Source organism: Halomonas sp. DP1Y21-3 (assembly GCF_019801245.1).
Lineage (GTDB): Bacteria > Pseudomonadota > Gammaproteobacteria > Pseudomonadales > Halomonadaceae > Halomonas > Halomonas litopenaei.
In genome coordinates this window covers 326,845-352,470 of record NZ_JAHVJM010000002.1, presented here as the reverse complement: position 1 = coordinate 352,470, position 25,626 = coordinate 326,845, and the positions used below count along the sequence as shown (strand labels likewise).

Below are 25,626 nucleotides of genomic sequence, written 5' to 3'. Positions count from 1 at the left end.
CCGCCGCGAGCCGTGTTGATCATGCGTTTTCCCTTGTCGATCCTCCTCCTTGGCCTGTCTCTCGGACTTGCACCGATGTCCGCCGTGGCCGACCGGGTTCACGTCGCGGCGGCGTCTTCGCTGCAGTTCGCGATGCCCTCCTTGATCGAGCGCTTCAAGTCGAGCGACAGCGGCGTCAGCAAGGATGGCGACATCGACCTCAGCGTCACCTTCGGCGCCTCGGGCAATCTTCAGCGCCAGATCGAACAGGGGGCGCCCTTCGCGTTGTTTCTGTCGGCGGACGAGCGCCGCGCCCGGGACCTCGAGCAGGCCGGGCTGACCCAGGGCGAGGGCGTCGACTATGCCCAGGGCCGGCTGGTCTGGCTGCAGCGTGACGACCGACCGCTGCCGCCGCAGGACGCACCGCTTGAGGCGGTGCGCGAGGCGGTCGTAGGGCTTGAGCAGGGCGGCCCTGTGCGGCGTATCGCCCTGGCCAACCCGCGCCACGCCCCTTATGGCATGGCCGCCCGCGAGGTGCTCGAACGCCAAGGGCTGTGGCAGGCAAGTGAACCCCTGCAACTGTTGGGTGAAAACGTCGCCCAGGCCGCCCAGTTCGCGCTGTCCGCCGAGGCCTCCGGTGGCCTGGTCGCCTATTCCCTGGTCAAGGCGCCACGCCTGGCCGAGCGCGCTGGCTGGCGGTTGATCCCGGCTGACTGGCATCGACCGCTGGTACAGCGCATGGTGCTGCTCGAAGGGGCTGGCGCCGGCGCCGAGGCCTTCTTTGACTTCTTGCAGACGCCCGAGGCGCAGGAGATTCTGCGGGATTATGGCTTCACTGCGCCCGTGACCGGCGAGTAGCCGCGTTATGGACGCTCTGGCGCTGGTCGTCTCGCTCAAGCTGGCCTTGCTGACCAGTCTCTTGTTGCTGGCACCGGGTATCTGGCTTGGGCGGCGCCTGGCCCACAGCCGGTCACGCTGGCGGCCGCTTGCGGAATCCCTGGTGGCACTGCCGCTGGTGATGCCGCCCACCGTCATGGGCTTCTACTTGATGCTCACCTTCAGTGCCGACGCCCCGCTGGGCGGCGCCTGGCAGGCGCTGACCGGCACCAGCCTGAACTTCTCCTTCAGCGGCATCCTGCTGGCCTCGCTGGTGGTCAACATTCCCTTCGCGGTACAGCCGATCCAGCGTGCCTTCGAGGCCTTGCCGGACCACCTGCGTGAGGCCGCCTGGTGCAGTGGGCTATCGACCTGGCGCACTTTTATGACCATCGAACTGCCGCTGGTGATGCCCGGTGTCATCTCGGCGCTGGCGTTGACCTTTGCCCACACCCTGGGGGAGTTCGGCGTCATCCTGATGGTGGGCGGGGCCATCGATGGCGAGACCCGCACCCTGGCGATTTCCATCTACGACCACGTCCAGGCCTTCGACGAGGGGGCCGCCGGGGTGATGTCAGCGCTGCTGCTGGTGGTCTCCTTCGTGACCATTGCGGTGGTCTACGGGCTGGCGGCGCGCCGCCGCTGGCGGGGGCGTTGAGCATGCACCATCACCAGGATGTCCATACGGGACTCGACGTCGACCTGGCCCAGCCCGGGCCGATTCCGCTCGAGGCACGGTTCGCCTGCCGTCCCGGGGAGTTGCTGGCGCTGGTCGGTCCTTCGGGCAGCGGCAAGTCGACTCTGCTGCGCGCCATCGCGGGGCTCTATGCTCCTGCCTCGGGGACGGTGCGCTGTGGCGGCGAGCGGTGGTTTGACGCCGAACAGGGGGTGGTGTGGTCGCCGCAGCGGCGCAGGGTGGGGCTGGTGTTTCAGGACTATGCGCTGTTCCCTCATCTCGACGCCGCCGACAATATCGCCACCGCCCTGGGCCACCTCCCGCGGCGTGAACGTCGCCTGCGAGCCGCGCACTGGCTAGAGCGAGTCAACCTCGAAGGGCTGGAGCGGCGCCTGCCGCGAGAGCTGTCCGGTGGCCAGCGTCAGCGGGTGGCCTTGGCCAGGGCGCTGGCCAGGGAGCCTCAGGTGCTGCTGCTCGACGAACCCTTCTCGGCGGTGGACCAGGTGACGCGCCGGCGGCTTCAGCGTGAGCTGGTGCAGTTGCGCGAACGCCTCAATATCCCCATCGTGCTGGTCACCCACGACCTCAACGAGGCCAGCGCCCTGGCCGATCGCCTGTGCGTGCTGCATGGCGGCCGGACCCTGCAGCAGGGCACCCCGAGCGAGCTGTTCCGGCGCCCCGACAGTCCCGAGGTGGCGCGCCTGCTGGACCGGCCGAACATCTTCAGCGGGCGAGTGGTCGATACCGCCCAGGGACTGCGCCTTGGCTGGGGCGAGTGGTGTCTTGAGGTGGCCGCAGGCCTCGAGGGACTCGGCGAGGGAGCCAGGGTGACCTGGTACCTGCCGGAATCCGATATCGTGCTGCAGCGCCGCGACCGGCCCTCCCGCGGGGTGCGGGAAAACCTGGTCACCGCGCGGGTAGACGAGCTGCTGGTGCTGGGCGGACAGAGTTCCGTGACCCTGAGGGTGCCTCACGAAAGCCAGCCCCTGCGCTTTGATATCTCGACCCACGCCGCCAGGCGCAATGGACTCGAGCAGGGTGCCTGGGTCAATGTCTCGTTGCTGGCTGCTGGCATCCACCTGATGCAAGCGGATAAGCTGCCTGCCTTGCCTGCCGATGACCATCCTGACTGAGAGGCCTCCATGACCCTGACTCGCCGTCGATTCCTCAGCTCCCTGGCGCTCGCGCCGGTGGCGTTTTCTACTCCCTTTCTGGCGACGTCGGCCTTTGCCGCCGCCGACAGGGAAGAGGTAACCCTGGTGGTCCATGGATCCCAGGGGCCGAGTCGTCTGACGGTCGAGGTGGCCGACGAGGCGGCGGAGCGCAACCGTGGGCTGATGGGGCGCGAGCGACTGGCCGATGACGCCGGCATGCTGTTTCTCTACGCCAGTCCCCAGGGGGTGCATAACGGCTTCTGGATGTATCAGACCCTGCTGGCGCTGGATATCGCCTTTATCGGTGCCGACGGACGCATCCAGGAGATTCGTCGCATGGAGCCCTGCCAGGGCGAGGCCCAGGAATGTCCGACCACCCGCCCGGCGTCGCGCTACCACGCTGCCCTGGAGGTCAAGGCCGGGACGTTCGAGGCGCTGGGCGTCGGTCCCGGCGACTGTGTCAGCTGGCCGGGCAGCAGCGAGAGCTGCAGCGGCTAGGGGTCCTTGCTGGGGGCGGTGGGTACCGGCGGGGTGGCGGGAGCACGACGAGGCCCGAAGCGGATGACGATCAGCGCCACCCCGGCGACCACCATGCCACCACCGCCCAGCTTGTAGGCGTTGACGCTGTCACCCAGCAGCACGATGCCGAGGATCACCGCCAGCACCGGCACCAGCAGCGTCAGCGGTACCACCCGGTTGACGTCGTGGCGCCGGATCAAGCCAAACCAGATGCCGTAGGCCAGGATCGAGGACATCAGGGCGGTGTAGAGCACCGCCCCCCATCCCGCAAGGCCAGCATCCTGCAGCGCCTGCCAGTGGTTGTCCTCGAACCACCAGGAGGCCAGCGCCAGCTGTGGGGTGGCGAACAGCGCGATCCAGCCGGCCATCGCCATCGGCGAGACCTTGGGCCCGAGCTTGATCAATAGCTGGGATACCGCCCAGCCCAGGGCGCTGGCCAGCAGCAGTGCGGTAGGCAGCGGCGCCGGCAGGGTCGGCCCTCCGGCCAGCACGCCGATGCCACCGAACGACAGCAACAGTCCCACCAGGCGTTTTGCGCCGAGCCGCTCCCTGAGAAAGATCACCGCCAGCAGGGTGGCGAAGGGCGTACCCATCTGCACCAGCAAGGCACCGGTACCCGCCTCGGCCTGGCCGAGCCCGATGATCAGCAGGGCGAAGTTCATCACCCCGAAGGTCACCGACAGCAGTGCCAGGAAGGGCAGCTGATGGCGCGCCACCGGATGAAAGGGCACCAGCAGCGCGGCCACCAGTGCCAGGCGCAGGGTAGTCAGGAGCAAGGGCGGCATGTCTGACACGCCAAGCTTGATGACGATGATATTCAACGCCCAGATGGCGATGACCAGGAGGCCGAGGAGGAGGTCGCGTAGGGGCACCGGTCGTCCTTGATGGGTAAAACGAGCAGCATAGCAGAGCCCCTGGGCCGGTCCGAGGGGCGCCTTCGTTCGACTGCCTTGTTCACCGCGTCATGCTAGCACCCCCTTCGCAGACGTTTGGTGTCCACGCTCTCACAAGCTCCAGCCGTGCAGCCCTCGCACGAACGACATGGCGAGGACATCTGAGCGTGCGTGTCCGAAGGCCGACGGGCCTTTCGCGCATCGCGCGGCACTTGTCGCGGATTACCGTTTGCAGGCATATTGAAAAGTCGACAAGATCAATACGTTTCTCCCTTAATCACCACACTCGACCCCCAGCCTTTGCCAGGCTAGATCCGGCTTCTGATGCAGCGCTTGTGTCAGGTACCGCTCAGCGTTGGCCTGGCCAAGGGGGCATCAATGCAAGGACACGTCATGACATCTCTGTTCGGCTCGCGCTCGCCGTCTCGTTTCTCTCTCACCCTGGTCGGTGCGGCCATCGCCCTTGGCTCGCTGGCCGCCTCGGCGGACGTCGAAGCGCGGGAACTCAAGGTCTCCACGGTGCTTTCCGATGCCTTCCCCTGGGGCCAGGCCGCTCAGAAGTGGGCTGACCTGGTCGAGGAGCGTTCCGACGGCGAGCTGACGCTCAGGGTCTTTCCCAATTCCCAGCTGGTCAGCGGTGACCAGACCCGGGAGTTCTCGGCGATGCGCTCGGGGCTGATCGACCTGGCGGTGGGCTCGACCATCAACTGGTCGCCCCAGGTGCCGGAACTCAATCTGTTCTCCTTGCCCTTCCTGATGCCGGACGAGAGCGCGGTGGACGCGATCACCGAAGGTGAGGCCGGCGAGCTGGTGTTCCAGGCGATCGAGTCGCGGGGCGTGGTGCCGCTGGCCTGGGGCGAGAACGGCTTCCGCCAGCTGTCCAATTCCCAGGGCGTGATCGACGAGCCGGCGGACCTGGAAGGCCTGAAGATCCGGGTGGTGGGGTCGCCGCTGTTCCAGGACACCTTCAGCGCACTGGGCGCCAACCCGACCCAGATGAGCTGGGCCGACGCCAAGCCGGCGCTGACCACCGGCGCGGTGGATGGCCAGGAGAACCCGCTGTCGGTGTTCGACGTGGCGCGTATCGACCAGGTCGGCCAGGAGCACGTAACGCTGTGGAACTACATGAACGATCCGCTGATCTTCGCCGCCAACCAGCAGGTCTGGAGCACCCTGTCCGATGACGAGAAGGCGTTGCTGCGTGAGACCGCGGTCGAAGCCGGCGCCTGGGAGATCGCCATGACCCGCGAGCAGGAGAGCGAGCGCCTGGCGGCCATTCAGGAGCGTGGTGTGACCGTCACCGACTTGAACGAGGAGCAGCACGAGGCGTTCGTCGCGGCGACCGAAGGGGTTTACGAGAAGTGGGTACCGCGCATCGGCGAGGACCTGGTCGAGGCCGCCCGAAGCGCCATCGACGCGCGCTGAGCAACCGCTCTGACGCGGCGGTAAACCTTGTGCCGACCCTCATGATCGAGGGTCGGCGTTGATTGACTCCCTACCGACGCCCTTTCTCGATGAAACGTCCTGATGCACGAATCGAGCGCACCCTGGCCACCCTGGCGATCCTGATCATCGGTGCGATCAGCCTGGTCAATGTGGTGGTGCGCTACATCACCGGTGGTTCCTTTGCGTTCACCGAAGAGTTTTCTGTCTTTCTGCTGGTCATGTTGACCTTCGCCGGTGCCTCGGTGGCTCTGCGAAGCCATCGCCATATCCGTATCGGCCTGCTGGAGCGGGCGCTGCCGCCGCTTGGCTATCGCCTGCTGGTGATCTTCCAGGGCTTGTGCGGGCTGCTGGTGCTGGGCCTGATCACCTGGTTCGGTGCGCTCATGACCTGGCAGGAGTACCAGTGGCAGTCGTTGTCGCCCGGACTTGGGCTGCCCCAGTGGTGGTACCTGATCTGGCTGCCGCTATTGTCGGGGCTGATGTTCCTCCGCCAGTGCCAGGCGAGCCTGGAGCGACTGCGCGGAGGTGCTCACGATGACGCCTGATGTATGGATGCTGATCGCCTTTCTGGTGCTGCTGATCGCCGGCGTGCCGGTGGCCTTTTCGCTGGGCCTGTCCGGCGCCGTGGGCATCGTCACCGGGCTGTCGCCGGCGATGCTGGCGACCCTTGGCACCAATACCTACAACAGCGTGGCCAAGTATCCGCTGATCGCCATTCCGCTATTTATCCTGACCGGGCTGATCTTCGAGCGGGCGGGGGTCGCGGCACGCCTGGTGCGCTTCGCCCAGGCGCTGATCGGGCCTCGCCATGGTGGCCTCGCGGTGGTCGCGGTGGTGGTGTGCATGATCATGGGGGGCATGAGCGGCTCCGGCCCCGCCGACGCCGCCGCGGTGGCGATGGTGATGCTGCCGAGCATGACCCGCGCGGGCTATCCGCGGCCCTTCTCGGCGACCCTGATCGCTTCCTCGGCGTCTACCGCCATCCTGATCCCGCCTTCGGTGGCCTTGATCCTGTACTCCATCGTGGTGCCGGGAGTGGATCTGCGGGCGCTGTTCGCCGCCGGACTCTTTCCCGGGGTGCTGGCCGGCGCTTCGCTGCTGATTCCGGCGTTGTGGCTGTCCCGGCGCTATGGTTGGGAAGACCCTGCCGAGATGGAGCGCCCACCCATCGGCAAGAGCTTCCGCGAGGCGCTGCCGGCGCTGTTCGCGCCGGTGATCATACTCGGCGGTCTGCGCAGTGGCCTGTTCACGCCCACCGAGGCGGCGGTGGTCGCCGTGGCCTACGGCATCCTGGTCGGCCTGGTGCTGACCCGTGAGCTGTCGCTCAAGGACCTGTGGGGGCTGATGGGCGAGGCGGCGGTGGTGTCCGGGGTGGTCATGCTGATCATCGCCCTGGCGGGCATCTTCGCCTGGTCCGGGACCATGCTCGGCACCTTCCGTCACCTGGCAGAGTGGGTCATCGGGCTATCCGATAACGGCACCTTGCTGCTGCTGTTGATCATGCTGGCGGTGCTGGCCGCGGGCATGCTGCTGGACGCCATCTCGATCTACCTGATCATGATGCCGATCCTGATCCCGGTGATGCAGCACTTCGGCTGGAATCCGGTGTGGTTCGGCATCCTGCTGGCCATGAATATCGCCATCGGCCAGTTTACTCCGCCGGTGGCGGTCAACCTGATGGTGACCACCGAGGTCGCCAAGGTCAGGCTGGAGCAAACTGTGGGCTGGGCCATGGTGTTCGTGGCGGCGATGGCCTCGGCGCTGGCATTGGTGGTGATCTTCCCGGAGATCGCGCTGTGGCTGCCTCGGGTGCTGGGTTACAACGTCTAGGCCGCCTGGGGCAGTACCCTGGGCAGAGGGGGCACAAGGCGCGAGCATGGCTCGCGCCTTGTTGTGTTCATGGTCTTCAGTCGTTGTCGGTCAGCGTCTCGAGCCAGCGTTGATGGACGCCTCGGCTGGCCTCGTCGAACAGCACGAAGCGTACCAGTTCGATATCGGGGCAGGCGGGCAGGGTGGTCAGGACCGTGGACACGGCAATTTCCGCCGCCTCGTTCAGCGGGTAGCCGAATACGCCGGTGGACAGTGCCGGGAACGCCACTCGACGGATGCCTTGCTGCTGGGCCAGGCCCAGCGCCTCTCGGTAGCAGCCGGCGAGCAGTTCGGCGCTCGGTTCGTCGACGCCGTAGACCGGGCCGAGGCAGTGGATCACCCAGGCGTTGGGCAGCGCAAAGCCTTCGGTGATGACCGCCTGGCCGGGGCGAATCGGTGCCAGCGGCCGCCCGGCCTGGGCCAGCTCCGGGCCGGCGGCACGGTGAAGGGCGCCGGCCACACCGCCGCCGCTTTCCAGCTGGGCGTTGGCTGCGTTGACCACCGCCTCGACGTCGGCCTGGCGGGCGATGTCACCGGTAATGCATTCGATCAAGGGATAGTCCATGGAGACTCCTGTCATTGGCTTGCGGTGGTAACCGTCGGTGACGGTAGCGGCCCTGTGGCCAGCCGGTCGATGTCCTGACGGCGGTCGCCCGCCAGTGGAAGCCGCTTCCTGGCACGCTCCAGGGTGTCGCGCTCGAGCTGCCAGCTGACCAGCGCTTCCTCTTCGCCCAGAACCTCTGGCGACGCCTCGGGGGTGACCAGCGGCGGACACAGCAGCGAGTGCCCCCAGCCGTTACCGGCCCGGTTGAGGCTTAGCCAGTAGCACTGGTTTTCCATCGCCCGGGTGATGACGAAGCTGTGCCAGCTGGTGAAGGAGAAGTCCCGAGTGAAGGCCACCGGGTGGACCATCAGGTCGACGCCCAACTGGCGGTAGCGGGCGGCCAGCTCACCGAACCTGAGGTCGTAGCAGATCATGAAGCCGACGCGCCAGCCGGCGATATCCAGCGTCACCAGGCGCTCGCCCGGGCTGAAGTGGGCCGCCTCGGCGCTGGCGCCGAACTGGGCGCAGTGCAGCTTGTCGTAGGCTCCCGCCAGTTGCCCCTCGGCGTCGACGATTACCTGGCTGATATGGCGCTGGAGGGAGCCGTCGGCCCGGCGTGATCTGCGCGCCACGCCGAAGGCGATCGGGCATCTGAGTTCCTGGGCCAGCGCGCAATAGTGTGCTGTCACAGGCCCTTGCAGGTCGTCATCGAGTTCATCCATCGCCTCGAAAGCCTGCTCGCCGTACTCCTGGGACGACAGCTCCGGCAGCACGATCAGCTGTGGGCGTTGCTGCGACGCGGCAGTGCGCAGGCGCCCGGCCAGGGCGTCCAGGTGGTCGCGCTGGTCGAGCCGATTGCGGGTCGCCGGGATTGTGGTCTGGCAAGCCAGCAGGCGCATGGATTCCTCGCAGTTGGCGAAAGAGGCAGGGTAACCCGAATCGACAGCGCGACGACATGGGCGGCAGTCGATTGCGTCAGCGGTGCCAAGGGCTATGCTCACGGTAGACCGTCGACGCTCGATTTCCGCTCCGCGAGTGTCAGCGGTCGAGAGCCTTGGGTCCTCGTTGTGTACCTGGCCATCGTTGCAGGCCGACGGGGGAGGGAAGGGATATTTCTCCACGCCCTGAGGAGCGTGCAGAAAAAATTAACGCCCACTAAACGTTAGCGGTAGCTAAACTCTCGTTTTACAATGATTCGGCCTGGTCTCTCCAGGTGAATTTATCGCAAAAGGAATGACTGGTGGATCTTTTGCCGGCCCAGGAGGGGCAAGGCACGAGTCCATGCCGTCAACGTCGACAATACCAAAAGAGGTGTGACCATGAAGCGCCATGCTTTCTCCGCCGCTGCACTGTCCAGCGCCATTCTCGGAGCCGCCATGTTCACGTCCCCGGCCATGGCCCAGGACGAAGAACAGTTCATCACCATCGGCACCGGGGGTCAGACCGGCGTGTATTACGTCGTTGGCCAGTCTGTCTGCCGCTTTGTGAATCGCAACAGCGAAGAGACCGGCATCCGCTGTAACGCGCCGTCCACCGGTGGCTCCGTGGCCAACGTCAATGGTATTCGCAGTGGCGAGCTGACCATGGGTGTCGCCCAGTCTGATGTGCAGTATCAGGCCTACAACGGTACCGGCAACTTCGAGGGCGAAGCCTACGAAGACCTGCGCGCCGTGTTCAAGGTGCATGGCGAGCCGCTGACCATCCTGGCCCGTGCCGATGCCGACATCGAGAGCCTCGATGACCTGGCCGGCAAGCGCGTCAACATCGGTAACCCGGGTTCCGGCCAGCGCAACACCATGGAAGTGGTGATGGACGCCAAGGGCTGGACCGAAGACACCTTCTCGCTGGCCTCGCAGCTCGACGCAGCCGAGATGGCATCTGCCCTGTCGGACAACAACATCGACGCCATGGCCTACGTCGTCGGCCACCCCAATGGTTCCATCCAGGAAGCCACCACCACCGTCGACGCCAAGCTGGTGCCGCTCAACGACGACGCCATCAAGGGCCTGGTCGAGGAGTATCCGTACTACTCCATGTCCACCATTCCTGGCGGTCTGTACAAGGGCAACCCGGATGACGTCGAGACCTTCGGTGTCGCCGCGACCTTCGTGACCAGCGCCGAGGCCGACGACGAGCTGGTCTACCAGACCGTCAAGGCAGTGTTCGACAACTTCGATCGCTTCAAGCGTCTGCACCCGGCCTTCGAAAACCTGGATCCGCAGGACATGGTATCCAACGGTCTGTCCGCACCGCTGCATGAAGGTGCCGCTCGTTACTATCGCGAGCAGGGCTGGATCGAGTAAGGGTTCTTCCCCTCTCGGGGGAATAGCCAGCTAATCTCTGCGCGGTCGGCCGTTGGGCGGCCGCGCAGTGCGTTGTGGCCCGTCGATGGATCGACACCGGACGTTCGGTAGAGACCAGACAGCGCCAGCACGACTGGCTCGCGAAAGCGGGCATTCGGGGATGGAGGCGAAGCCCTCCATCATGACGATTCCTCTTCCAGGCAGGGCACGCTTATGACTGAGGACAACAAGAGATCCACGCAGTCCGAAGTGGATCTCGAGGACATGGTCGCCTCCAGTGACTCCGGTTCGCGCAACCCCTTGGGTGCGCCCGGCAAGCTGCTGGTAGGCGTTGCGGCGGCATGGTCGCTGTTCCAGCTATGGATTGCTTCGCCGTTGCCGTTCATGGCCGGCGTCGGCGTCTTCAACGCCACCGAAGCGCGCTCTATTCACCTGGCCTTTGCATTGTTTCTGGCCTTCATGGCCTACCCCGCGACCAAGCGCTCGCCGCGGGACCGCATTCCTCTTCAGGATTGGGTGCTGGCGATTCTGGCCGCTTCCGCCGGGGCTTACATGTTCGTGTTCTACGAACAGCTGGCGGACCGTCCTGGCGCCCCCATCCTGCAGGACGTCATCGTCGGTGTGACCGGCCTGATCCTGCTGCTCGAGGCAACACGGCGGGCGCTCGGGCCGCCGCTGATGATCATCGCCTCGATCTTCATCTTCTATTCGCTGGCGGGGCCCTGGATGCCGGGTATCCTCGCCCACCGTGGCGTCAGCCTTTACGGCCTGGTCAATCACCAGTGGCTGACCACTCAGGGCGTGTTTGGTATCGCCCTGGGCGTTTCGACCAGTTTCGTCTTCCTGTTTGTGCTGTTCGGCGCGCTGCTCGACAAGGCAGGTGCCGGCAACTACTTCATCAAGGTCGCCTTCTCGCTGCTGGGCCACTACAAGGGCGGGCCCGCCAAGGCCGCCGTGGTGGCCTCCGGCATGACCGGCCTGATCTCCGGCTCGTCCATCGCCAATACCGTGACTACCGGTACCTTCACCATTCCGATGATGAAGCGTGTCGGCTTCTCCTCGGAGAAGGCCGGTGCGGTGGAGGTGTCTTCCTCGGTCAATGGCCAGATCATGCCCCCGGTGATGGGTGCCGCCGCCTTCCTGATGGTGGAGTACGTCGGCATTTCCTACGTGGAGGTGATCAAGCACGCCTTCCTGCCGGCGCTGATTTCCTATATCGCGTTGATCTACATCGTTCACCTCGAGGCGCTCAAGGCCAACATGGAGGGGCTGGAAAGCTCCAACCCGCCCAAGCCGCTGGTACGCAAGGTGATCGGCTTCCTCGGTGGTCTGCTGCTGATGATGGTGGTGGCGCTGGGTGTCTACTATGGCCTGGGCTGGCTCAAGCCGGTGCTGGGTGATGCGACTCCCTGGGTGGTGGCCGTGGCGCTCTCGGTGGTCTACGTGGCGCTGTTGAAGCTGGGGGCAAACTATCCCGAGCTCGAGCTCGATGATCCCAACGAGCCTATCTACAAGCTGCCCCAGACCCGACCCACGGTGCTGGTAGGCCTGCAGTATATCCTGCCGGTGATCGTGCTGATCTGGTGTCTGATGGTGGAGCGCCTGTCACCGGGACTGTCCGCCTTCTGGGCGACGGTGTTCATGATCTTCATCATGCTGACCCAGCGCCCGATCATGCACGCCTTCCGTGGGCGGGGTGATCTTGGCAAGGATCTGCGCGAAGGCTGTCTGGACCTGTGGACGGGGCTGGTGACCGGTGCGCGCAACATGATCGGTATCGGTATCGCCACCGCCACCGCCGGCATCATCGTGGGTGCGGTCTCCCAGACCGGTGTCGGCCTGGTGCTCGCGGACGTGGTCGAGATCCTGTCCATGGGCAACCTGATGCTGATCCTGTTCTTCACCGCCATTCTCAGCCTGATCCTGGGCATGGGGCTGCCGACCACCGCCAACTACATCGTGGTGTCGGCGCTGCTGGCTCCGGTGATCGTGCAACTGGGTGAGCAGAACGGTCTGCTGGTACCGCTGATCGCGGTGCACCTGTTCGTGTTCTACTTTGGCATCATGGCCGACGTCACGCCGCCGGTGGGCCTGGCCTCCTTTGCCGCTGCGGCGGTTTCTGGAGGGGACCCGATCCGCACCGGCTTCCAGGCGTTCTACTACAGCCTGCGTACCGCCGCGTTGCCGTTCCTGTTCATCTTCAACACCGACCTGCTGCTGATCGATGTGGCGCCCTTGCAGGGCGTATTGATCTTCGTGGTGGCAACCATCGCCATGCTGATCTTCGCCGCGGCGACCCAGGGCTATATGATCACCCGCAATCGTGTCTACGAGAGCGTCCTGCTGCTGCTGGTGGCCTTCACCCTGTTCCGCCCAGGCTTCTGGATGGACATCATCCATGATCCTTATCGCAGTGTGCCGCCGTCCGAGTTCGTCGAGGCATACGGCAACGTGGACGAGGACAGCACCCTGCGCCTGCAGGTCAAGGGCGAGGACGCCTTCGGCGATCCGCTGACGACCTACATGACGCTGCCGGTGGCAGACGGCGAGACCGGTGAGGATCGTCTGCTCAATCTCGGTCTGGAACTGATCGTCGAGGACGGTCGCGCCATCGTCGACATGGTGACCTATGGCAGTCAGGCTGCGGATCTCGGCTTCGACTTCGATCAGGAGATCGTCGAGATTCAGGCACCGGTGGACCGCTGGCCGAAAGAGCTGATGTGGATTCCGGCGCTGCTGCTGTTCGCCCTGATCGTGTTGGCACAGCGCCGTCGTCGGCCCCCCGAAACCACTGAGGCTAAGGCCTGAGGAGGTCCGTCATGTACCAGAAAATCCTGTTACCGGTCGATCTCAATGAGCCATCGTCGTGGGAGAGGGCACTGCCGGTGGCGCTCTCGCTGTGCCGCAACTTTGGTGCCAGCCTGCACCTGGTGACGGTGTTGCCGGACTACCGCATGCCGCTGGTGGGGTCCTACTTCCCCAAGGACTTCGCCAAGAAGGCCCATGAAGCGGTACAGAAGGCGCAGCATGACTTCATCGTCGAGCACGTGCCGGAGGACCTGAAGGCTCAGGCGATCATCGCCGATGGCTCCCCCTGGGAAGCCATCATCAAGGTCGGCAAGAAGATCGATGCCGACCTGATCGTCATGGCCTCGCATACCAAGCGCAAGTTCGCCGACTACGTGATCGGCCCCAACGCCGAGCACGTCGTCCATCACAGCAAGTGTTCGGTGATGATCGTGCGTTGACCCAGACGGCAAGCGCTAGCGCCATCGACGCCCCCTCACATGAGGGGGCGTTTTCGTAAGCTTGCGTAGGTTGAAGGCGAATCCAGGGCCCATCAACTACAGTCAAATTAGAGTCGATGGGCGCCGGCGATGGCGTGAAGGAACCTCGCATCTTGCCCCTTGACTCCCGTGACAGGTGGGCGGTGGCAACCGTCATCCGTGGGTACAAGGGGGAGTAGATGATGAGTGCAGCAGCATCACGACACGACAAGGAGTCGAGCGGGGCCAGGGTAAAGATCTCCATCAAGAACGTCGGTATGGGGCGGCCCAGGGTGTGGTTATCTTCGGGATTCGAGGACTTTCGGGCCGCCACTGCGGTCAGCCTTTCCTATGGCATGTTCTGGGTCGGGCTCAGCATCGCCGTCACGGCAGGGGCGCTGACGCTGGGACTGTGGCATTGGCTGTTGCCGCTGGTGGCCGGCTTCATGTTCATCGGGCCGCTGGTGGCGGTGGGCTCCTACGGGATCAGCAGGGCGCTGGAAGAAGGCCGCTCGCCGACCCTGGGGGATGCCTTTGGCGCCTGGCGCGGCCACACCGGGCAACTGGCCATGATGGGCGTGATGATGATGATCTTCTTTCTCGCCTGGATTCGCCTGGCCACCTTGCTGTTTGCCCTGTTCTTCGGTCTCCAGTCGCCGGATCCGTCCACGGTCTATGCGTCACTTCTGACTACGCCGGAAGGCCTCGGCATGCTGGTGGTGGGGCTGGCCTTTGGCTGTGTGCTGGCGTTTGGCGCCTTTTCCATCAGCGTGGTCGCGATTCCAACCCTGATGGATCAGGACCTGACGTTCATGGAGGGCATCGAGGCCAGTATTCGTTCGGTGGCACGCAATTTCCGACCGATGCTGCTGTGGGCAGCGATTCTCACCGGCTGCGTACTGGTGGGGATGGCCACCTTCTATATCGGGCTTGCCTTGATTCTGCCGGTACTGGGGCACGCGAGCTGGCACGCCTACGAAGACCTGGTGGTGTGCGAACGGCTGGACGACCCCGGCGCCTGAGGGCGGCATCCTGGTCCGTGAAGACGCCCCTACAGGGGGCGTTTTCCTGAACCAGCAAAGCTCGAGGGGCCCGCAGACTGACCTTTGGCGCTCGATCACGTAATCTACTCCTGCAGAAAGAGTCAGGAGACGTCATGCGGGTGCCAGCTTTCCTTTGCCAGGTGGGTGTCCTCCTGGGGCTGTTGGTAGCAGGGGGAATCGGCCAGGCCCATTCCCAGCCTCTGCCAGCTCCGGAGGGGCCTGTGCTGCTTAAAGTATCGGGCAATATCCAGAACACCAATGTGGATGCACAGCTTCTGCTGGATCGTGCCATGCTCGACGATCTGGAGAGTCGTGCGCTGGTGACCGATACCCCGTGGCATAGCCAGGCCAGCCGTTTCGAGGGGCCGCTGCTCCGCAGCGTGCTGGAATCCGCCGGTGTCACCGCCGACAGCATTCGCGTGCACGCCTTGAACGGCTTCGTGGCCGATATCCCGGTCTCCGATGCCTATCGCTATGACGTCATCCTGGCCATGAAGCAGGACGGCGAAGCGATGTCGGTGCGAAACTTCGGCCCGCTGTTCGTGTTGTACCCTTTCGATGATCATCCAGAACTACTTAACGAGTCGGTCCAGTTTCGCTCGGTGTGGCAGGTAGATGCCATCGAGGTCCCGTGATCAATGTCACCGGGAGATCGGTCGAAGGCCATCAGGAGGCAAGGCAGGGAGTGCAGCGCCCCAATACCATAGTGAGTGATCCCGGTGTATCGGCTGGTGTCGACCCGAACATTCTGCCAGCAGATTCCCGACCCAAGGAGGAGGGTGCTCGGCGCATCCGTTCCGTATGCGACGCTATCCTCTGAGACTGGTATTCAGTGCCGTGGCGGCACTGACCTTCTTTGCCGCCGCCATGGTGGTGATCGGTCTGGTCGCCTGGCGCCATGACAATCTTTCCCACCAGGTGGTGGAGGATATCACCTGGCATTCCTACAAGCTGGACCGAGACGTGGTGTTGCTGCGCAATCACCTGTTGTTCGGGGAGCATGGACCCGAACAGCTGGCCGGCTTCAGGCTCGAGTTCGACCTGTTGTTCAGTCGACTGAACCTGTTTCGCCACAGCGACATTCACGATCTGGTCGAGGAGGCTCCGGCCGCGCGTCGCCAACTGTCGATCATCATCAGCCTGATGCAGGACCTGGATGCCGAGGTCAGTGCCCTGGCGTCCCTCGATAGCGAGGCAGAGGCCGTTCTTGACCAGCATCTTGCCGCGCTATCCACCGAGACCGAAAGGTTGATCATGGCCGTCAACGGCCATCTGGCCGAGATCAATACCGCAGAGCGTGTTCGTCTGCAGCGACTGTACCTGTTGCTGCTGGTGATGATCCTCGGTATGAGCCTGGCCGGAGGGGTCATGCTTGCCGTGCTTTTCAAGGAAGCCCGTGATAACGAGGCCTCGCGCAAGGCACTGGAGACGCTGAGCGGCGAACTGGAAATCAGTGCCCGGCGCGCTCAGTCCGCCAGTCAGGCCAAGTCCGACTTTCTGGCGACGGTGAGCCACGAGATCCGCACGCCGCTCAACGGCGTCATCGGCATGAGCGAACTGCTGCGTGATCTCGAACTGTCGGAGCCCGCCAGCCGCTACTCGCACACCATTCATGACAGCGCCCGCCAGCTGATGGGCATGATCGATGACATCCTCGACTTCTCCAAGATCGAGGCAGGACGCATGGAGCTGGATGTTCAGCCGGTGGCACTCGATGCCTTGATCGAAGATGCGCTGGAGCTGTTTCGTCCGCGCGCACTCGACAAGCGGTTGCGCTTGCTTGGCCACGTGGACGAGACGCTGCCGGCACGACTCCAGGGGGACCCGGGCCGGCTTCGACAGGTGCTGCTCAACCTGCTGGCCAACGCCATCAAGTTTACCGATCGCGGCATGGTGAGGCTGTCGGTAGCGCCGGTGGACGAAGGCTGGGTGCAGTTCGACGTGGTGGATACCGGTCAGGGCGTCGAGGCGTCCCTGCTGCCTCAGCTGTTCGAGCCCTTCCGCCAGGGCGATGCCTCCGTCGCCCGGCGCTATGGCGGCACCGGTCTGGGCCTTGCGATTTCCAAGCGCCTGGTAGTGGCCATGGGGGGCGAGATAGGGGTCGACAGCCGCCGAGGCAAGGGCAGTCGCTTCTGGTTCCGATTGCCGCTGGTGCCCTGTGACGAACCCCGCCGTCAACCGCTGACGGTGGCCAGGGCGCGCGCGCATCCCAAACAGCTCGCCGAGGCGGATCTGCTGGTGGTGGAAGACAATCTGGTCAACCAGGAAGTGGCGATCGCGATGCTGGAACGCCTCGGCTGTTCGGCTACCCTGGCTTCCTGCGGCAAGGAAGCGCTGGCTCTCTGCTCACAGCGCCGTTTTGACCTGATATTGATGGATGTCCAGATGCCTGATCTGGATGGTCGCGAGGTCACCCGACGCCTTCGCAGCTTTTCCGACTGGCGTAGTGAGGTCCCCGTGGTGGCGATGACCGCTGGTGGCGCCAGTCACGATGAGTCGGACTGCATGGCCGCCGGCATGAACGACTATCTGACCAAGCCGCTGTTGATGGGCACGCTGCTGATGGTGCTCAAGCGCCACCTGCTGGGAGAGTCCGAGACCTCGACGACTCCGAGGGGTATCACCTCACTGATCAATGCCGATACGCTCGATGCCCTGGACGAAGGGCTTGGGGGCGAGCGCCGGGATGCTCTGGTGGACCTGTTCGGGCGACAGGCGCGCGAACGCTTGCCGGAGATCCAGAGCGCCTACCGGCGAGGCGAGGAGGAGCCGCTGGCCCAACTGGCCCATCAGCTCAGGGGCGAGGCCGCTGGCGTCGGCGCCATGGCTCTGGCCGAGGCGGCGCGAGCGCTGGAGCGTTGTGCCCTGGATGGCTGCATCGAGGATGCCAGAGGCGTCATCGATGCGCTGCCTGAGCTGCTTGAACGCACCCTGGCGGCCTTTGCCCGCAGCGAGAGGCGCGCTTCCCAGACCTGAGGTCGGCTTCGGCGTCCCGCTGTGTTGCTGGTGCAGGTGGACGGCTCAGTGGCTCAGTTGCCTTGGGGACGGGGACGCCGCCAGCGCGGATGTCGTGGCACCACCACCCGTTGGGCCCGGTATTCACCCCGCACCGCATCCATCGCCAGCGCCAGGGCCTGCTCGGCGATGCCCCGATGATCCTGGACGGCGGAGTTGACCGCCAGCGGCAGGAAGTCCAGCAGGCGGTTGTCGCCGAAACTCGCCATGGCCAGACGCGGGGGCAGGCCGCCGCGTGCAATCAGTTCGTCCAGGGCGCCTTCCAGCAGAATGTAGGACGCGGTTACCAGGGCGTCGGGCAGTCCCTTCTTGTCGATGTAGTCAGCCAGCAGCCTGGCGCCTTCCTCGCGGGCATAGTGATCGCCGCTTTCCAGGGTGCACTCGAGCTCGCGTCCCTCCACGCCTGCGCGGAAGCCGGCACGGCGCTCTTCGGTGATCGAAAGGTGTGGCACCGCATCGAGCCATAGCACGCTTTTGACTGCCGGCGTCATCAGTGAGCGTGTGAGCTGTTCGGCGGCCTCGCGGTCATTGCTGACGACGCTGGCGAAGCTCGCCTCGGGCAGGCCCCGGTCGATGGCGATGATCGGCAAACCCTCGTGCATCAATTCGGTATAGAAGGACTCCGGCTGCGCCAGACAACTTGCCACGATCAACGCCTCGCAGCGTTGGGCGCGCAGTGACAGGGCCAGGTCCCGCTCGCTGTCGGGCTGGTCGTCGGAGCCGACGATCAGCAGCTGGTAGCCCTGGGCCCGCGCTCCGCGTTCCAGGTGCTTGGCCAGGCGGGCGTAGCTCGAGTTTTCCAGGTCCGGCACGATCAGCCCCAGGATGCGGCTGCTGCCGCGCCGCAGGGCCGCCGCCTGGGCATCGACACGGTAGCCATGCTCCGCCACCACCGCCATCACTCGGTCCACGGTGTCCTGACGAATACGGCGCTCCCTGGCCTTGCCATTGACGATGTAGCTGGCGGTGGTGCGGGAAACGCCGGCCAGGCGGGCAATTTCGGCCAAGGTCATGCGGGTGTCTCCATTGAAGGCGTCGGGCGTGGTCACGGCGACAAGGTGTCAATTCCCTCTAGTCTACCTGGCATGGCAGCAGTGTCCCCCTGCCAAAGTCGTAGCTTTTGCGACTTGCCATGTGCGCTGAATCGTACCAGCATTGTGGCATGGTGAGGTGACACGATTCAGCTTTCGAGCATTTTGTATTTGCCGAAGCCAGGTGATCCCAGCATCCGGCGTGCGCTGTATCTGTTGCATCCCGGCAGTGCCGGGGCGCTGGACCTCCTCGCCGACACCGTTCAACCGATACCGGTGAGGAAACGCTGCACCTCACCCAGGAGAGCCCTTCATGCTGACGCTGAACGCCGACGACATCCTGCTGGATTGTCGTGCCGAGAGCTGGCGCCACGCCCTCGACGCCGCCTTTGACACCCTGAAGGCGGCCAGCCTGGTCGATGACGGCTACCGCCAGGGCCTGGTCGATCGGGAGTCCCAGTCTTCCACCTGGCTTGGCAATGGCATCGCCATCCCCCACGGCACCCCCGAGAGTCGAGGCGCGGTGCATCGCACCGGGGTGCGGGTGCTGCAGTTCCCCGAGGGCGTGCGCTGGCACGACGGCAACCTCGTTCATGTATTGGTGACCATCGCCGCCCAGAGTGATGAGCACCTGGATATCCTCAGAAGCCTGACCCACGTGCTCGACCGGGACGGTGTCTCCGAACGCCTGGCCCAGGCGAGCAGCGCCGAGGAGATCACCGAGCTGCTGGCTCGGCCGGTGGTTCGCCCGCGACTGGACCAGGACACCCTGGTGCTGGGCCATCGCGCCGACGACCTGCTCGATCTGGCGCTGGCCGGGGCTCAGCGGCTGCGCCAGCTGGCATTGGTCGATACCGCCTATCTTGCCGAGATGGTCACCTCCATGCCGACGCACCTGGGACGGGGGCTGTGGCTTGCGTCCAGCGAAGCCGGCGTGTCCACGCCGGCACTCGCTGCGGTGACGCCGGCCAAGCCCGTCCAGCATCAGGGCAGCGACGTCGAGGCGGTGTTGTGCCTGGCCTCCCATGGCGAGGCTGGACGCCCGCTGGCCGACGCCATCGTGTCGCTGGTGGCGTCACTGGATGAGTCCGACGCCGCCCATCTGCGCGAGCGGGACGCCGACGACTGGCTGGCGCTGCTGGCTGGCGAAGGTGGCTCGGCCCAGAGTCGTCGCGTACGCCTGCTCAACGCCCATGGGCTTCACGCGCGTCCGGCCAAGGTGCTGGTCCAGAAGGCACGCGAAAGCGGGGTCGCCGTGCAGGTGCGCCTGGCCGAGGGCAGCGGACGCCCGGTGTCGGCGGCGTCGCTGACCAAGGTGATCGGTCTTGGTGCCAGACGAGGACAGGAGCTGATCCTGTCGGCGCGAGGCGAGGGTGCCGAACAGGCGCTGACATCGCTGGTCGAGGCGATCAACGATGGTCTGGGGGAGCAGGTGACGCCACTGGCGTCTTCGGCTGTGTCGCAAGGCGAAGCCGAGCAGGCGGTCGCGGAGCCGGTGGCGGCAAGCATGCCGCCCGCCGACCAGCCGCTGGAAGCGGTGGCCGCATCGCCGGGACTCGCGGTGGCGCCGCTTTTCGTGATCAAGACCCCGGACTTCGACTATCCCCGCGAGGCGGCGGACTCCGCGTTAGAGCGACAGCGCCTCGAGCGGGCCATCGCCCAGGGCGGCGAGCAGCTCAAGGCCCTGATCGCCCGGACCGCCGGAGGCGAGGTCGCCGCCATTCTGTCGATGCATGAGGAAATGCTCGAAGACCCGGAACTGGCCCAGGCCGCGCGCGAGGGCATCGACGAGGGGCTTTCCGCCGAGGCCGCCTGGTGGCAGGCCATCGACGTCGCCGCCCGCGCCCAGGAACAGCTGGCCGATCGCCTGCTGGCCGAACGAGCCGCGGATCTGCGTGACGTCGGCCGTCGTGTGCTGGGTATCCTGTGCGACGTCGAGCTGCCCGAGCCGCCGGCCGTGCCTTACCTGCTGGTGACCGACGATATCGGTCCGTCCGATGTCGCCCGCCTGGACACCGAGCGGGTTCGCGGCATCCTCACCGCCCGGGGCGGCGCCACCGCCCACAGCGCGATACTCGCCCGGGCACTAGGGATACCGGCGGTAGTCGGTGCCGGTGCCGGCGTGCTGGCGCTCGAAAATGGCACTGAGATGCTGCTCGACGGCGATGAAGGCTGGGTCTTGCCGGCACCCTCGCAAGCGCGTCGCGAGCGCTTCGAGGCGCGCATGGAAGCGCTGGAGGCGCTCAAGGCACGTGCCTGGGACGCTCGCTTCGAGGACGCCCGGACCGAGGATGGTACCCGCGTGGAGGTGGTCGCCAACCTGGGCAATACCGCCCACGCCCGCGACGCCGTATCGCGCGGCGCCGAGGGGGTGGGGCTGCTGCGTACCGAGTTTTTGTTCATGGCCCACGCCTCGCTGCCGGACGTGGAGACCCAGGAGCGCGAATATCGCGAAGCCCTGGATGCTCTGGACGGCCGCCCGCTGGTGGCGCGGACCCTGGACGTGGGTGGCGACAAGCCGCTGGCTTACTGGCCACTGCCCCAGGAGGACAACCCCTTCCTCGGCCTGCGTGGCATTCGTCTGGCCCTCAGGCGTCCCCAGGTGCTGCGCGATCAGTTCAGCGCCCTGGTGAAGGCCGCCGACGGCCGGCCGCTGCGCATCATGCTGCCCATGGTCAAGGACCTGGATGAGTTCCGCGCCGCCCGTGCGATCTTCGATGAGGTGCTGCGCGAACTCGGCGTCAGCCGAGACGGCGACCGCCTGCAGCTGGGCGTGATGATCGAGGTGCCGTCCTGCGCGCTGCTGGCGCCGAGCCTGGCGCCCGAGGTCGACTTCTTCTCCATCGGCACCAACGACCTGACCCAGTACACCCTGGCCATCGACCGTGGTCATCCTGAGCTTTCCGGGGAGTCCGACGGCCTGCACCCGGCGGTGCTGCGGCTGATCCAGATGACCGTCCAGGCGGCCCATGCCCATGGCAAGTGGGTCGGCGTGTGCGGTGAGCTGGCCAGCGACCGCCAGGCGATTCCGGTGCTGGTTGGCCTCGGCATCGACGAGCTGTCGGTGAGCGCCCGCCAGGTACCCATGGTCAAGGCACGCCTGGCGTCGGTCTCCACCACCCGGGCCCGGGAACTCGCCGCCCTGGCATTGGCCGCTCCCACCGCCCGGGACGTGCGCAGAGAGCTGGAGGCGAACCAATGAGCGAGATATCCGGCAATGCCGTCAAGCCACCGGTGCTGACCATTTCGGCCAACCCGGCGCTGGACCTGTCTGTCGCTGTGGACCGGCTGACGCCAGGTGCGCTGCACCGCGCCGAGTCAGTCGAGCTGACCGCCGCCGGCAAGGGCGTCAACATGGCGCGGGTGCTCGCCGCCCTGGGCCACCCGGTCTGTGTCACCGGCTTTCTGGGCAGTGACAACGACTCGCCCTTCGTCGATGCCTTCGCCGAGATGGGGGTCGAGGACGCCTTTGTGCGATTGCCCGGCGCCACCCGCATCAACACCAAGCTGAGCGAGGCCGACGGTCGCGTCAGCGATATCAATGCGCCGGGACTCAGCGTCGATGCCGACGCCTGGCAGCGCCTGATCGCCACCATCGAGGCGCGCCTGACGACGCCTGCGCTGCGCCCCGCCGCGGTAATGATCGGCGGCAGCCAGCCACCGGGAGTCGGCGCTTCGGCGCTGGCCGAACTGATCACTCGGATCAAGGCCACCGGCGTACCCGTGTGGGTGGACACCAGCGGCGAGGCGCTCAAGGCAGCGGTCAAGGCGGGGGCCGACGCGGTGAAGCCCAACCTGGAGGAGCTGGCCGACTGGGCGGATCGTGACATTGCAACAGACGTCGACGTTCAGCGTGCAGCCCTTGAGCTTTACGCCGCCGGCGTCGGCGACGTGCTGATTTCCGCCGGTGCCGACGGTGTGACCTGGCTGGGTCCGCATGGCCTGTGGCAGTCGCTGCCTCCTGCGGTCAGGGTGGCCAATACCGTATGTGCCGGCGATACCCTGTTTGCCGCCATGCTGCACGGCGTGCTGTGCGAGGCGCCTGTGGAACAGGCGCTGAGGTTTGCCACGGCGCTGTCCGCCGAGGCGGTGCGCCACACCGGCGTGGGCCGGGCCGACGCCTCCGATTTCTCCGACCTTCTTTCCGACACCAGGGTGCGGCGCCTCAATGACGTCGAAGCCCGGGGAGTACTTGCATGAACGTGATCCTGTTGACGACCTGCCCCGGCGGCAGCGTCACGAGCTACCTGGCCGCCCAGCGCCTGACCCCTGCCGCCGAGGCCAAGGGCTGGCAGCTCTCCACCGAGGTGCACTCGAGCCTGGCACCGGTCGAGACCCTGTCCCACCAGACCCTGGCCGCGGCCGAGCTGGTGATCGCGGTGGGCGAACCCATCGCCGGGGCCCACCGCTTCAGCGGCAAGCGCCTGTATCGTGGCAGCCTGGAAGATGCCCTGAGCGACCCGTCGGACTTTCTCGAGCGGGCGGCCCGCGACGCCCAGGTGTTTACCCCCCTCAACGATGAGGCGGCCAGCGCTTCAGGGAATGGCCCCGTGGCTGCAGACGTCAGCGACGAGGCGCGCATCGTCGCGGTGACCGCCTGTCCCACCGGGGTCGCCCACACCTTCATGGCCGCCGAGGCACTGGCCGAGGCAGGGCGTGGGCTCGGCCATCAGGTACGCGTCGAGACCCAGGGCTCGGTGGGCGCTCAGGATCAGTTGACCGACGACGAGATCGCCCAGGCGGATCTGGTCATCCTGGCCTGCGATATCGAGGTCGATCCCACCCGCTTTGCCGGCAAGCGGATCTACCGCACGTCCACCGGCAACGCCCTGAAGAAGTCGCGCCAGACCATCGAGGCAGCGCTGGTCGAGGCCCAGGTGGAAAGCGCGGATGGCGGTGCCAGGGCCGAGTCCGCCAAGAGCTTCAAGGAGAAGGGCGTCTACAAGCACCTGCTGACCGGAGTGTCCTTCATGCTGCCCATGGTGGTAGCCGGGGGCCTCTTGATCGCGCTGTCCTTCGTCTTCGGCATCGAGGCCTTCAAGGAGGAGGGCACCCTGCCTGCCGCCTTGATGGAGATCGGTGGGGGCACCGCCTTCGCCCTGATGGTGCCGGTGCTGGCCGGCTACATCGCCTATTCCATCGCCGATCGCCCCGGCATCGCCCCGGGCATGATAGGTGGCATGCTGGCGTCGAACATCGGTGCCGGCTTTATCGGCGGTATCCTGGCGGGCTTTCTGGCCGGCTACGTGGCCAAGGCGGTGACCCGCTACGTCAAGCTGCCTTCCAGCGTCGAGTCACTCAAGCCGATCCTGATCATCCCGCTGGTCGCGAGTCTGGTCACCGGTCTGGTGATGATCTATGTGGTCGGTGAGCCGGTGGCCGGGGTGCTCGAGGCACTGACCGCCTTCCTCGAGAGCATGGGCTCCACCAATGCGGTGCTGCTGGGGATTCTGCTCGGCGCGATGATGTGCTTCGACCTGGGGGGACCGGTCAACAAGGCGGCCTACACTTTCGGGGTGGGCCTGCTCGCCTCCGAGACCTACGCCCCCATGGCGGCGATCATGGCCGCCGGCATGGTGCCGGCGATCGGCATGGGCATCGCCACCTTCGTCGCCGGGCGCAAGTTTGCCGACCCCGAGCGCGAGGCCGGCAAGGCCTCCTTCGTGCTGGGGCTGTGCTTCATCAGCGAGGGCGCGATTCCCTTCGCCGCCAAGGACCCGCTGCGGGTGATTCCCATCAGCATGCTGGGCGGCGCCATCACCGGTGCCATCTCGATGCTGGTGGGCGCCAAGCTGATGGCCCCCCATGGCGGTGTATTCGTGCTGTTGATTCCAAATGCGATTACTCCAGTGTTGTGGTACCTGCTGGCGATCGTCGTGGGCTCGCTGGTGACCGGGCTCGGCTACGCCGCCATCAAGCGCGGCGAGACGGCCTCCATGCCGGTGGGCGAGGGGGCCTGATATGGGGGGGCTCGGCACTCACCGGCGGTTGACGGCCAGCAAGGTGCAGGTGGCGCCCTGGGTGCCTCTCACTGGTGCACGATGAAGGGTATTGCTCAATGGCTCGGCCTGACAGGTCGGGCCATTTTTTTTGTTCTTGACCCTTTAACGAAATGATCGACTGGTATTTTGCTGGATTCTCAGTAAAAAGACGGAAAAATTCCGAGCGCATGGCATAATGGCGCGCTTCTTGCCTCATGCTAGGCAGGACCCGGAGCAGGTGGCGACCCCACCTCAGCCGGGACAGGGCCTTACCGGGCCCAGGCGGCCCCCACCCGGGGCCTGACAAGGACGACCGTTTTCTTGTGAAGGCCGGCGAAAGTCGGCGTGAGCTGGCACGAGGCGGTACGTCCGATTGATGAGGAGATCCCATGTCAAGCGAACCCGTGACACTCATGGTGGCCCGCCGCGTGGCGCGTGGACGCTACCGCGACTTCACCCTGTGGCTCGATGAAGGCCGCGAGCTGGCGGCGGACTTTCCCGGCTATCTCGGCTCCGGCATCCTGGCGCCGCCCCCCGGCGACGACGAGTATCAGATCATCTTTCGCTTTCAGGACACCGATACCCTCGCACGCTGGGAGCATTCCGCCTCGCGCCGTGCCTGGCTCGAGCGTGGTGCCGGCCTGTTCGAGGCCCCCCAGGAGCGGCGTGCCCTGGGACTCGACAGCTGGTTCACCAGCCCCGGCCCCAGGGTGCCGCCGCGCTGGAAGCAGGCGATCGCCATCTGGCTGGCGTTCTTCCCGGTGTCGCTGATGTTCCAGTGGCTGTTGGGCGATACCCTGGCGACCTTGCCGCTGGTTCCTCGGGTACTCGCCAGCACCCTGATGCTGACCCCGGTGATGGTGTTCCTTTTCATCCCCCTGTCTACCCGCCTGCTGGCGCCCTGGCTTCAGGCGCCGCCCGGACGTGGCGCTCGCCTGAGCCTGCGTCTGCGCCGCAGCTGAGGCTGACAGGCGGCCCTCCCGGCTCGCATTGAGTCTGGCCACTGCTCGCGCCTACACTCAGGTCATGCG

At 65.8% G+C, this 25,626-nt stretch carries 21 protein-coding genes; 17 read left to right on the top strand and 4 right to left on the bottom strand.

Annotation, left to right across the window (positions count from 1 at the left end; all coding sequences use genetic code 11):
• Positions 1 to 21: 21 nt before the first annotated feature.
• From modA to KUV74_RS06765, 4 genes are read left to right on the top strand one after another with little or no spacing between them, the layout of a single operon-like run.
• Entirely contained in the window at positions 22 to 837 is an 816-nt protein-coding gene (gene modA, locus KUV74_RS06780) for a molybdate ABC transporter substrate-binding protein (protein WP_222515970.1), read from the top strand.
• Positions 838 to 844: 7 nt separating this feature from the next.
• Complete coding sequence (modB, locus tag KUV74_RS06775) at positions 845 to 1,513, top strand: molybdate ABC transporter permease subunit (RefSeq protein WP_222515969.1); 669 nt, start codon at positions 845 to 847, stop codon at positions 1,511 to 1,513.
• A 2-nt stretch (positions 1,514 to 1,515) separates the two neighbouring features.
• The gene (locus KUV74_RS06770) at positions 1,516 to 2,664 is read left to right on the top strand and encodes an ABC transporter ATP-binding protein (RefSeq protein ID WP_222515968.1); all 1,149 of its coding nucleotides are present in this window, start codon (positions 1,516 to 1,518) and stop codon (positions 2,662 to 2,664) included.
• A 9-nt stretch (positions 2,665 to 2,673) separates the two neighbouring features.
• Entirely contained in the window at positions 2,674 to 3,183 is a 510-nt protein-coding gene (locus KUV74_RS06765) for a DUF192 domain-containing protein (RefSeq protein WP_045994092.1), read from the top strand.
• Here the strand turns inward: KUV74_RS06765 and KUV74_RS06760 are convergent.
• Positions 3,180 to 4,076: a DMT family transporter gene (locus KUV74_RS06760; protein ID WP_045994091.1), complete on the bottom strand. Its 897-nt coding sequence runs from the start codon at positions 4,074 to 4,076 to the stop codon at positions 3,180 to 3,182. The genes KUV74_RS06765 and KUV74_RS06760 overlap by 4 nt on opposite strands.
• Positions 4,077 to 4,490: 414 nt before the next feature.
• On the opposite strand from KUV74_RS06760, the gene KUV74_RS06755 reads away from it, so the two are divergent.
• The 3 genes from KUV74_RS06755 (at position 4,491) to KUV74_RS06745 (ending at position 7,373) form a co-directional block, all read left to right on the top strand.
• The gene (locus KUV74_RS06755; RefSeq protein ID WP_045994090.1) at positions 4,491 to 5,522 is read left to right on the top strand and encodes a DctP family TRAP transporter solute-binding subunit; all 1,032 of its coding nucleotides are present in this window, start codon (positions 4,491 to 4,493) and stop codon (positions 5,520 to 5,522) included.
• Between the two features lie 89 nt (positions 5,523 to 5,611).
• Complete coding sequence (locus KUV74_RS06750; RefSeq protein ID WP_045994089.1) at positions 5,612 to 6,088, top strand: TRAP transporter small permease; 477 nt, start codon at positions 5,612 to 5,614, stop codon at positions 6,086 to 6,088.
• Complete coding sequence (locus tag KUV74_RS06745; protein ID WP_108132444.1) at positions 6,078 to 7,373, top strand: TRAP transporter large permease; 1,296 nt, start codon at positions 6,078 to 6,080, stop codon at positions 7,371 to 7,373. The genes KUV74_RS06750 and KUV74_RS06745 overlap by 11 nt, the downstream gene beginning before the upstream one ends.
• Positions 7,374 to 7,449: 76 nt before the next feature.
• On the opposite strand, the gene KUV74_RS06740 is transcribed toward KUV74_RS06745, so the two are convergent.
• Together KUV74_RS06740 and KUV74_RS06735 are read right to left on the bottom strand one after the other, a co-directional pair.
• On the bottom strand, positions 7,450 to 7,977 hold the full coding sequence (locus KUV74_RS06740) for a macro domain-containing protein (RefSeq protein ID WP_197037104.1): 528 nt from the start codon (positions 7,975 to 7,977) through the stop codon (positions 7,450 to 7,452).
• A gap of 11 nt (positions 7,978 to 7,988) precedes the next feature.
• Positions 7,989 to 8,855 carry a carbon-nitrogen hydrolase family protein gene (locus KUV74_RS06735; protein WP_222515967.1) on the bottom strand — a complete coding sequence of 289 codons (867 nt, stop codon included), beginning with the start codon at positions 8,853 to 8,855 and terminating at the stop codon, positions 7,989 to 7,991.
• A 420-nt stretch (positions 8,856 to 9,275) separates the two neighbouring features.
• Between KUV74_RS06735 and KUV74_RS06730 the strand changes: the two genes are divergently transcribed.
• The 6 genes from KUV74_RS06730 to KUV74_RS06705 all read left to right on the top strand — a co-directional run bounded on the left by KUV74_RS06730 (position 9,276) and on the right by KUV74_RS06705 (position 17,544).
• A complete protein-coding gene (locus KUV74_RS06730) occupies positions 9,276 to 10,259 on the top strand; it encodes a TAXI family TRAP transporter solute-binding subunit (protein ID WP_045994086.1) in 984 nt (327 codons plus the stop codon).
• A 213-nt stretch (positions 10,260 to 10,472) separates the two neighbouring features.
• Positions 10,473 to 13,067, top strand: coding sequence for a TRAP transporter permease (locus KUV74_RS06725; RefSeq protein WP_213229156.1), 2,595 nt, complete (start codon positions 10,473 to 10,475; stop codon positions 13,065 to 13,067).
• A gap of 11 nt (positions 13,068 to 13,078) precedes the next feature.
• Positions 13,079 to 13,507, top strand: a complete 429-nt coding sequence (locus tag KUV74_RS06720; RefSeq protein WP_213229158.1) for a universal stress protein — start codon at positions 13,079 to 13,081, stop codon at positions 13,505 to 13,507.
• 221 nt (positions 13,508 to 13,728) lie between these two features.
• Positions 13,729 to 14,547, top strand: coding sequence for a DUF2189 domain-containing protein (locus KUV74_RS06715; RefSeq protein WP_045994083.1), 819 nt, complete (start codon positions 13,729 to 13,731; stop codon positions 14,545 to 14,547).
• Positions 14,548 to 14,789: 242 nt separating this feature from the next.
• Complete coding sequence (locus KUV74_RS06710) at positions 14,790 to 15,203, top strand: molybdopterin-dependent oxidoreductase (RefSeq protein ID WP_231498610.1); 414 nt, start codon at positions 14,790 to 14,792, stop codon at positions 15,201 to 15,203.
• Between the two features lie 166 nt (positions 15,204 to 15,369).
• Positions 15,370 to 17,544, top strand: coding sequence for an ATP-binding protein (locus KUV74_RS06705; RefSeq protein WP_108448257.1), 2,175 nt, complete (start codon positions 15,370 to 15,372; stop codon positions 17,542 to 17,544).
• A gap of 53 nt (positions 17,545 to 17,597) precedes the next feature.
• Here the strand turns inward: KUV74_RS06705 and cra are convergent, their stop codons facing one another.
• A complete protein-coding gene (cra, locus tag KUV74_RS06700) occupies positions 17,598 to 18,596 on the bottom strand; it encodes a catabolite repressor/activator (protein ID WP_213229162.1) in 999 nt (332 codons plus the stop codon).
• Between the two features lie 331 nt (positions 18,597 to 18,927).
• Between cra and ptsP the strand changes: the two genes are divergently transcribed.
• From ptsP to KUV74_RS06680, 4 genes are all read left to right on the top strand, one after another.
• Positions 18,928 to 21,816, top strand: coding sequence for a phosphoenolpyruvate--protein phosphotransferase (gene ptsP / locus KUV74_RS06695; RefSeq protein ID WP_222515966.1), 2,889 nt, complete (start codon positions 18,928 to 18,930; stop codon positions 21,814 to 21,816).
• Entirely contained in the window at positions 21,813 to 22,814 is a 1,002-nt protein-coding gene (locus KUV74_RS06690; protein WP_222515965.1) for a 1-phosphofructokinase family hexose kinase, read from the top strand. The genes ptsP and KUV74_RS06690 overlap by 4 nt, the downstream gene beginning before the upstream one ends.
• Entirely contained in the window at positions 22,811 to 24,574 is a 1,764-nt protein-coding gene (locus KUV74_RS06685) for a PTS fructose-like transporter subunit IIB (protein WP_222515964.1), read from the top strand. The genes KUV74_RS06690 and KUV74_RS06685 overlap by 4 nt, the downstream gene beginning before the upstream one ends.
• A 410-nt stretch (positions 24,575 to 24,984) precedes the next feature.
• The gene (locus KUV74_RS06680) at positions 24,985 to 25,557 is read left to right on the top strand and encodes an antibiotic biosynthesis monooxygenase (RefSeq protein WP_204248979.1); all 573 of its coding nucleotides are present in this window, start codon (positions 24,985 to 24,987) and stop codon (positions 25,555 to 25,557) included.
• The last annotated feature ends 69 nt before the right edge of the window (positions 25,558 to 25,626 follow it).

Bases quoted from the DNA above. Each gene is read 5' to 3' on its own strand.
- KUV74_RS06755 (WP_045994090.1), top strand. From the start codon at position 4,491: ATGACATCTCTGTTCGGCTCGCGCTCGCCGTCTCGTTTCTCTCTCACC.
- KUV74_RS06740 (WP_197037104.1), bottom strand. From the start codon at position 7,977: ATGGACTATCCCTTGATCGAATGCATTACCGGTGACATCGCCCGCCAG.
- KUV74_RS06750 (WP_045994089.1), top strand. From the start codon at position 5,612: ATGAAACGTCCTGATGCACGAATCGAGCGCACCCTGGCCACCCTGGCG.
- modA (WP_222515970.1), top strand. From the start codon at position 22: ATGCGTTTTCCCTTGTCGATCCTCCTCCTTGGCCTGTCTCTCGGACTT.
- modB (WP_222515969.1), top strand. From the start codon at position 845: ATGGACGCTCTGGCGCTGGTCGTCTCGCTCAAGCTGGCCTTGCTGACC.
- KUV74_RS06715 (WP_045994083.1), top strand. From the start codon at position 13,729: ATGAGTGCAGCAGCATCACGACACGACAAGGAGTCGAGCGGGGCCAGG.
- KUV74_RS06765 (WP_045994092.1), top strand. From the start codon at position 2,674: ATGACCCTGACTCGCCGTCGATTCCTCAGCTCCCTGGCGCTCGCGCCG.
- KUV74_RS06745 (WP_108132444.1), top strand. From the start codon at position 6,078: ATGACGCCTGATGTATGGATGCTGATCGCCTTTCTGGTGCTGCTGATC.
- KUV74_RS06725 (WP_213229156.1), top strand. From the start codon at position 10,473: ATGACTGAGGACAACAAGAGATCCACGCAGTCCGAAGTGGATCTCGAG.
- cra (WP_213229162.1), bottom strand. From the start codon at position 18,596: ATGACCTTGGCCGAAATTGCCCGCCTGGCCGGCGTTTCCCGCACCACC.
- KUV74_RS06685 (WP_222515964.1), top strand. From the start codon at position 22,811: ATGAACGTGATCCTGTTGACGACCTGCCCCGGCGGCAGCGTCACGAGC.
- KUV74_RS06730 (WP_045994086.1), top strand. From the start codon at position 9,276: ATGAAGCGCCATGCTTTCTCCGCCGCTGCACTGTCCAGCGCCATTCTC.
- KUV74_RS06680 (WP_204248979.1), top strand. From the start codon at position 24,985: ATGTCAAGCGAACCCGTGACACTCATGGTGGCCCGCCGCGTGGCGCGT.
- KUV74_RS06705 (WP_108448257.1), top strand. From the start codon at position 15,370: ATGCGACGCTATCCTCTGAGACTGGTATTCAGTGCCGTGGCGGCACTG.
- ptsP (WP_222515966.1), top strand. From the start codon at position 18,928: ATGCTGACGCTGAACGCCGACGACATCCTGCTGGATTGTCGTGCCGAG.
- KUV74_RS06735 (WP_222515967.1), bottom strand. From the start codon at position 8,855: ATGCGCCTGCTGGCTTGCCAGACCACAATCCCGGCGACCCGCAATCGG.
- KUV74_RS06720 (WP_213229158.1), top strand. From the start codon at position 13,079: ATGTACCAGAAAATCCTGTTACCGGTCGATCTCAATGAGCCATCGTCG.
- KUV74_RS06770 (WP_222515968.1), top strand. From the start codon at position 1,516: ATGCACCATCACCAGGATGTCCATACGGGACTCGACGTCGACCTGGCC.
- KUV74_RS06690 (WP_222515965.1), top strand. From the start codon at position 21,813: ATGAGCGAGATATCCGGCAATGCCGTCAAGCCACCGGTGCTGACCATT.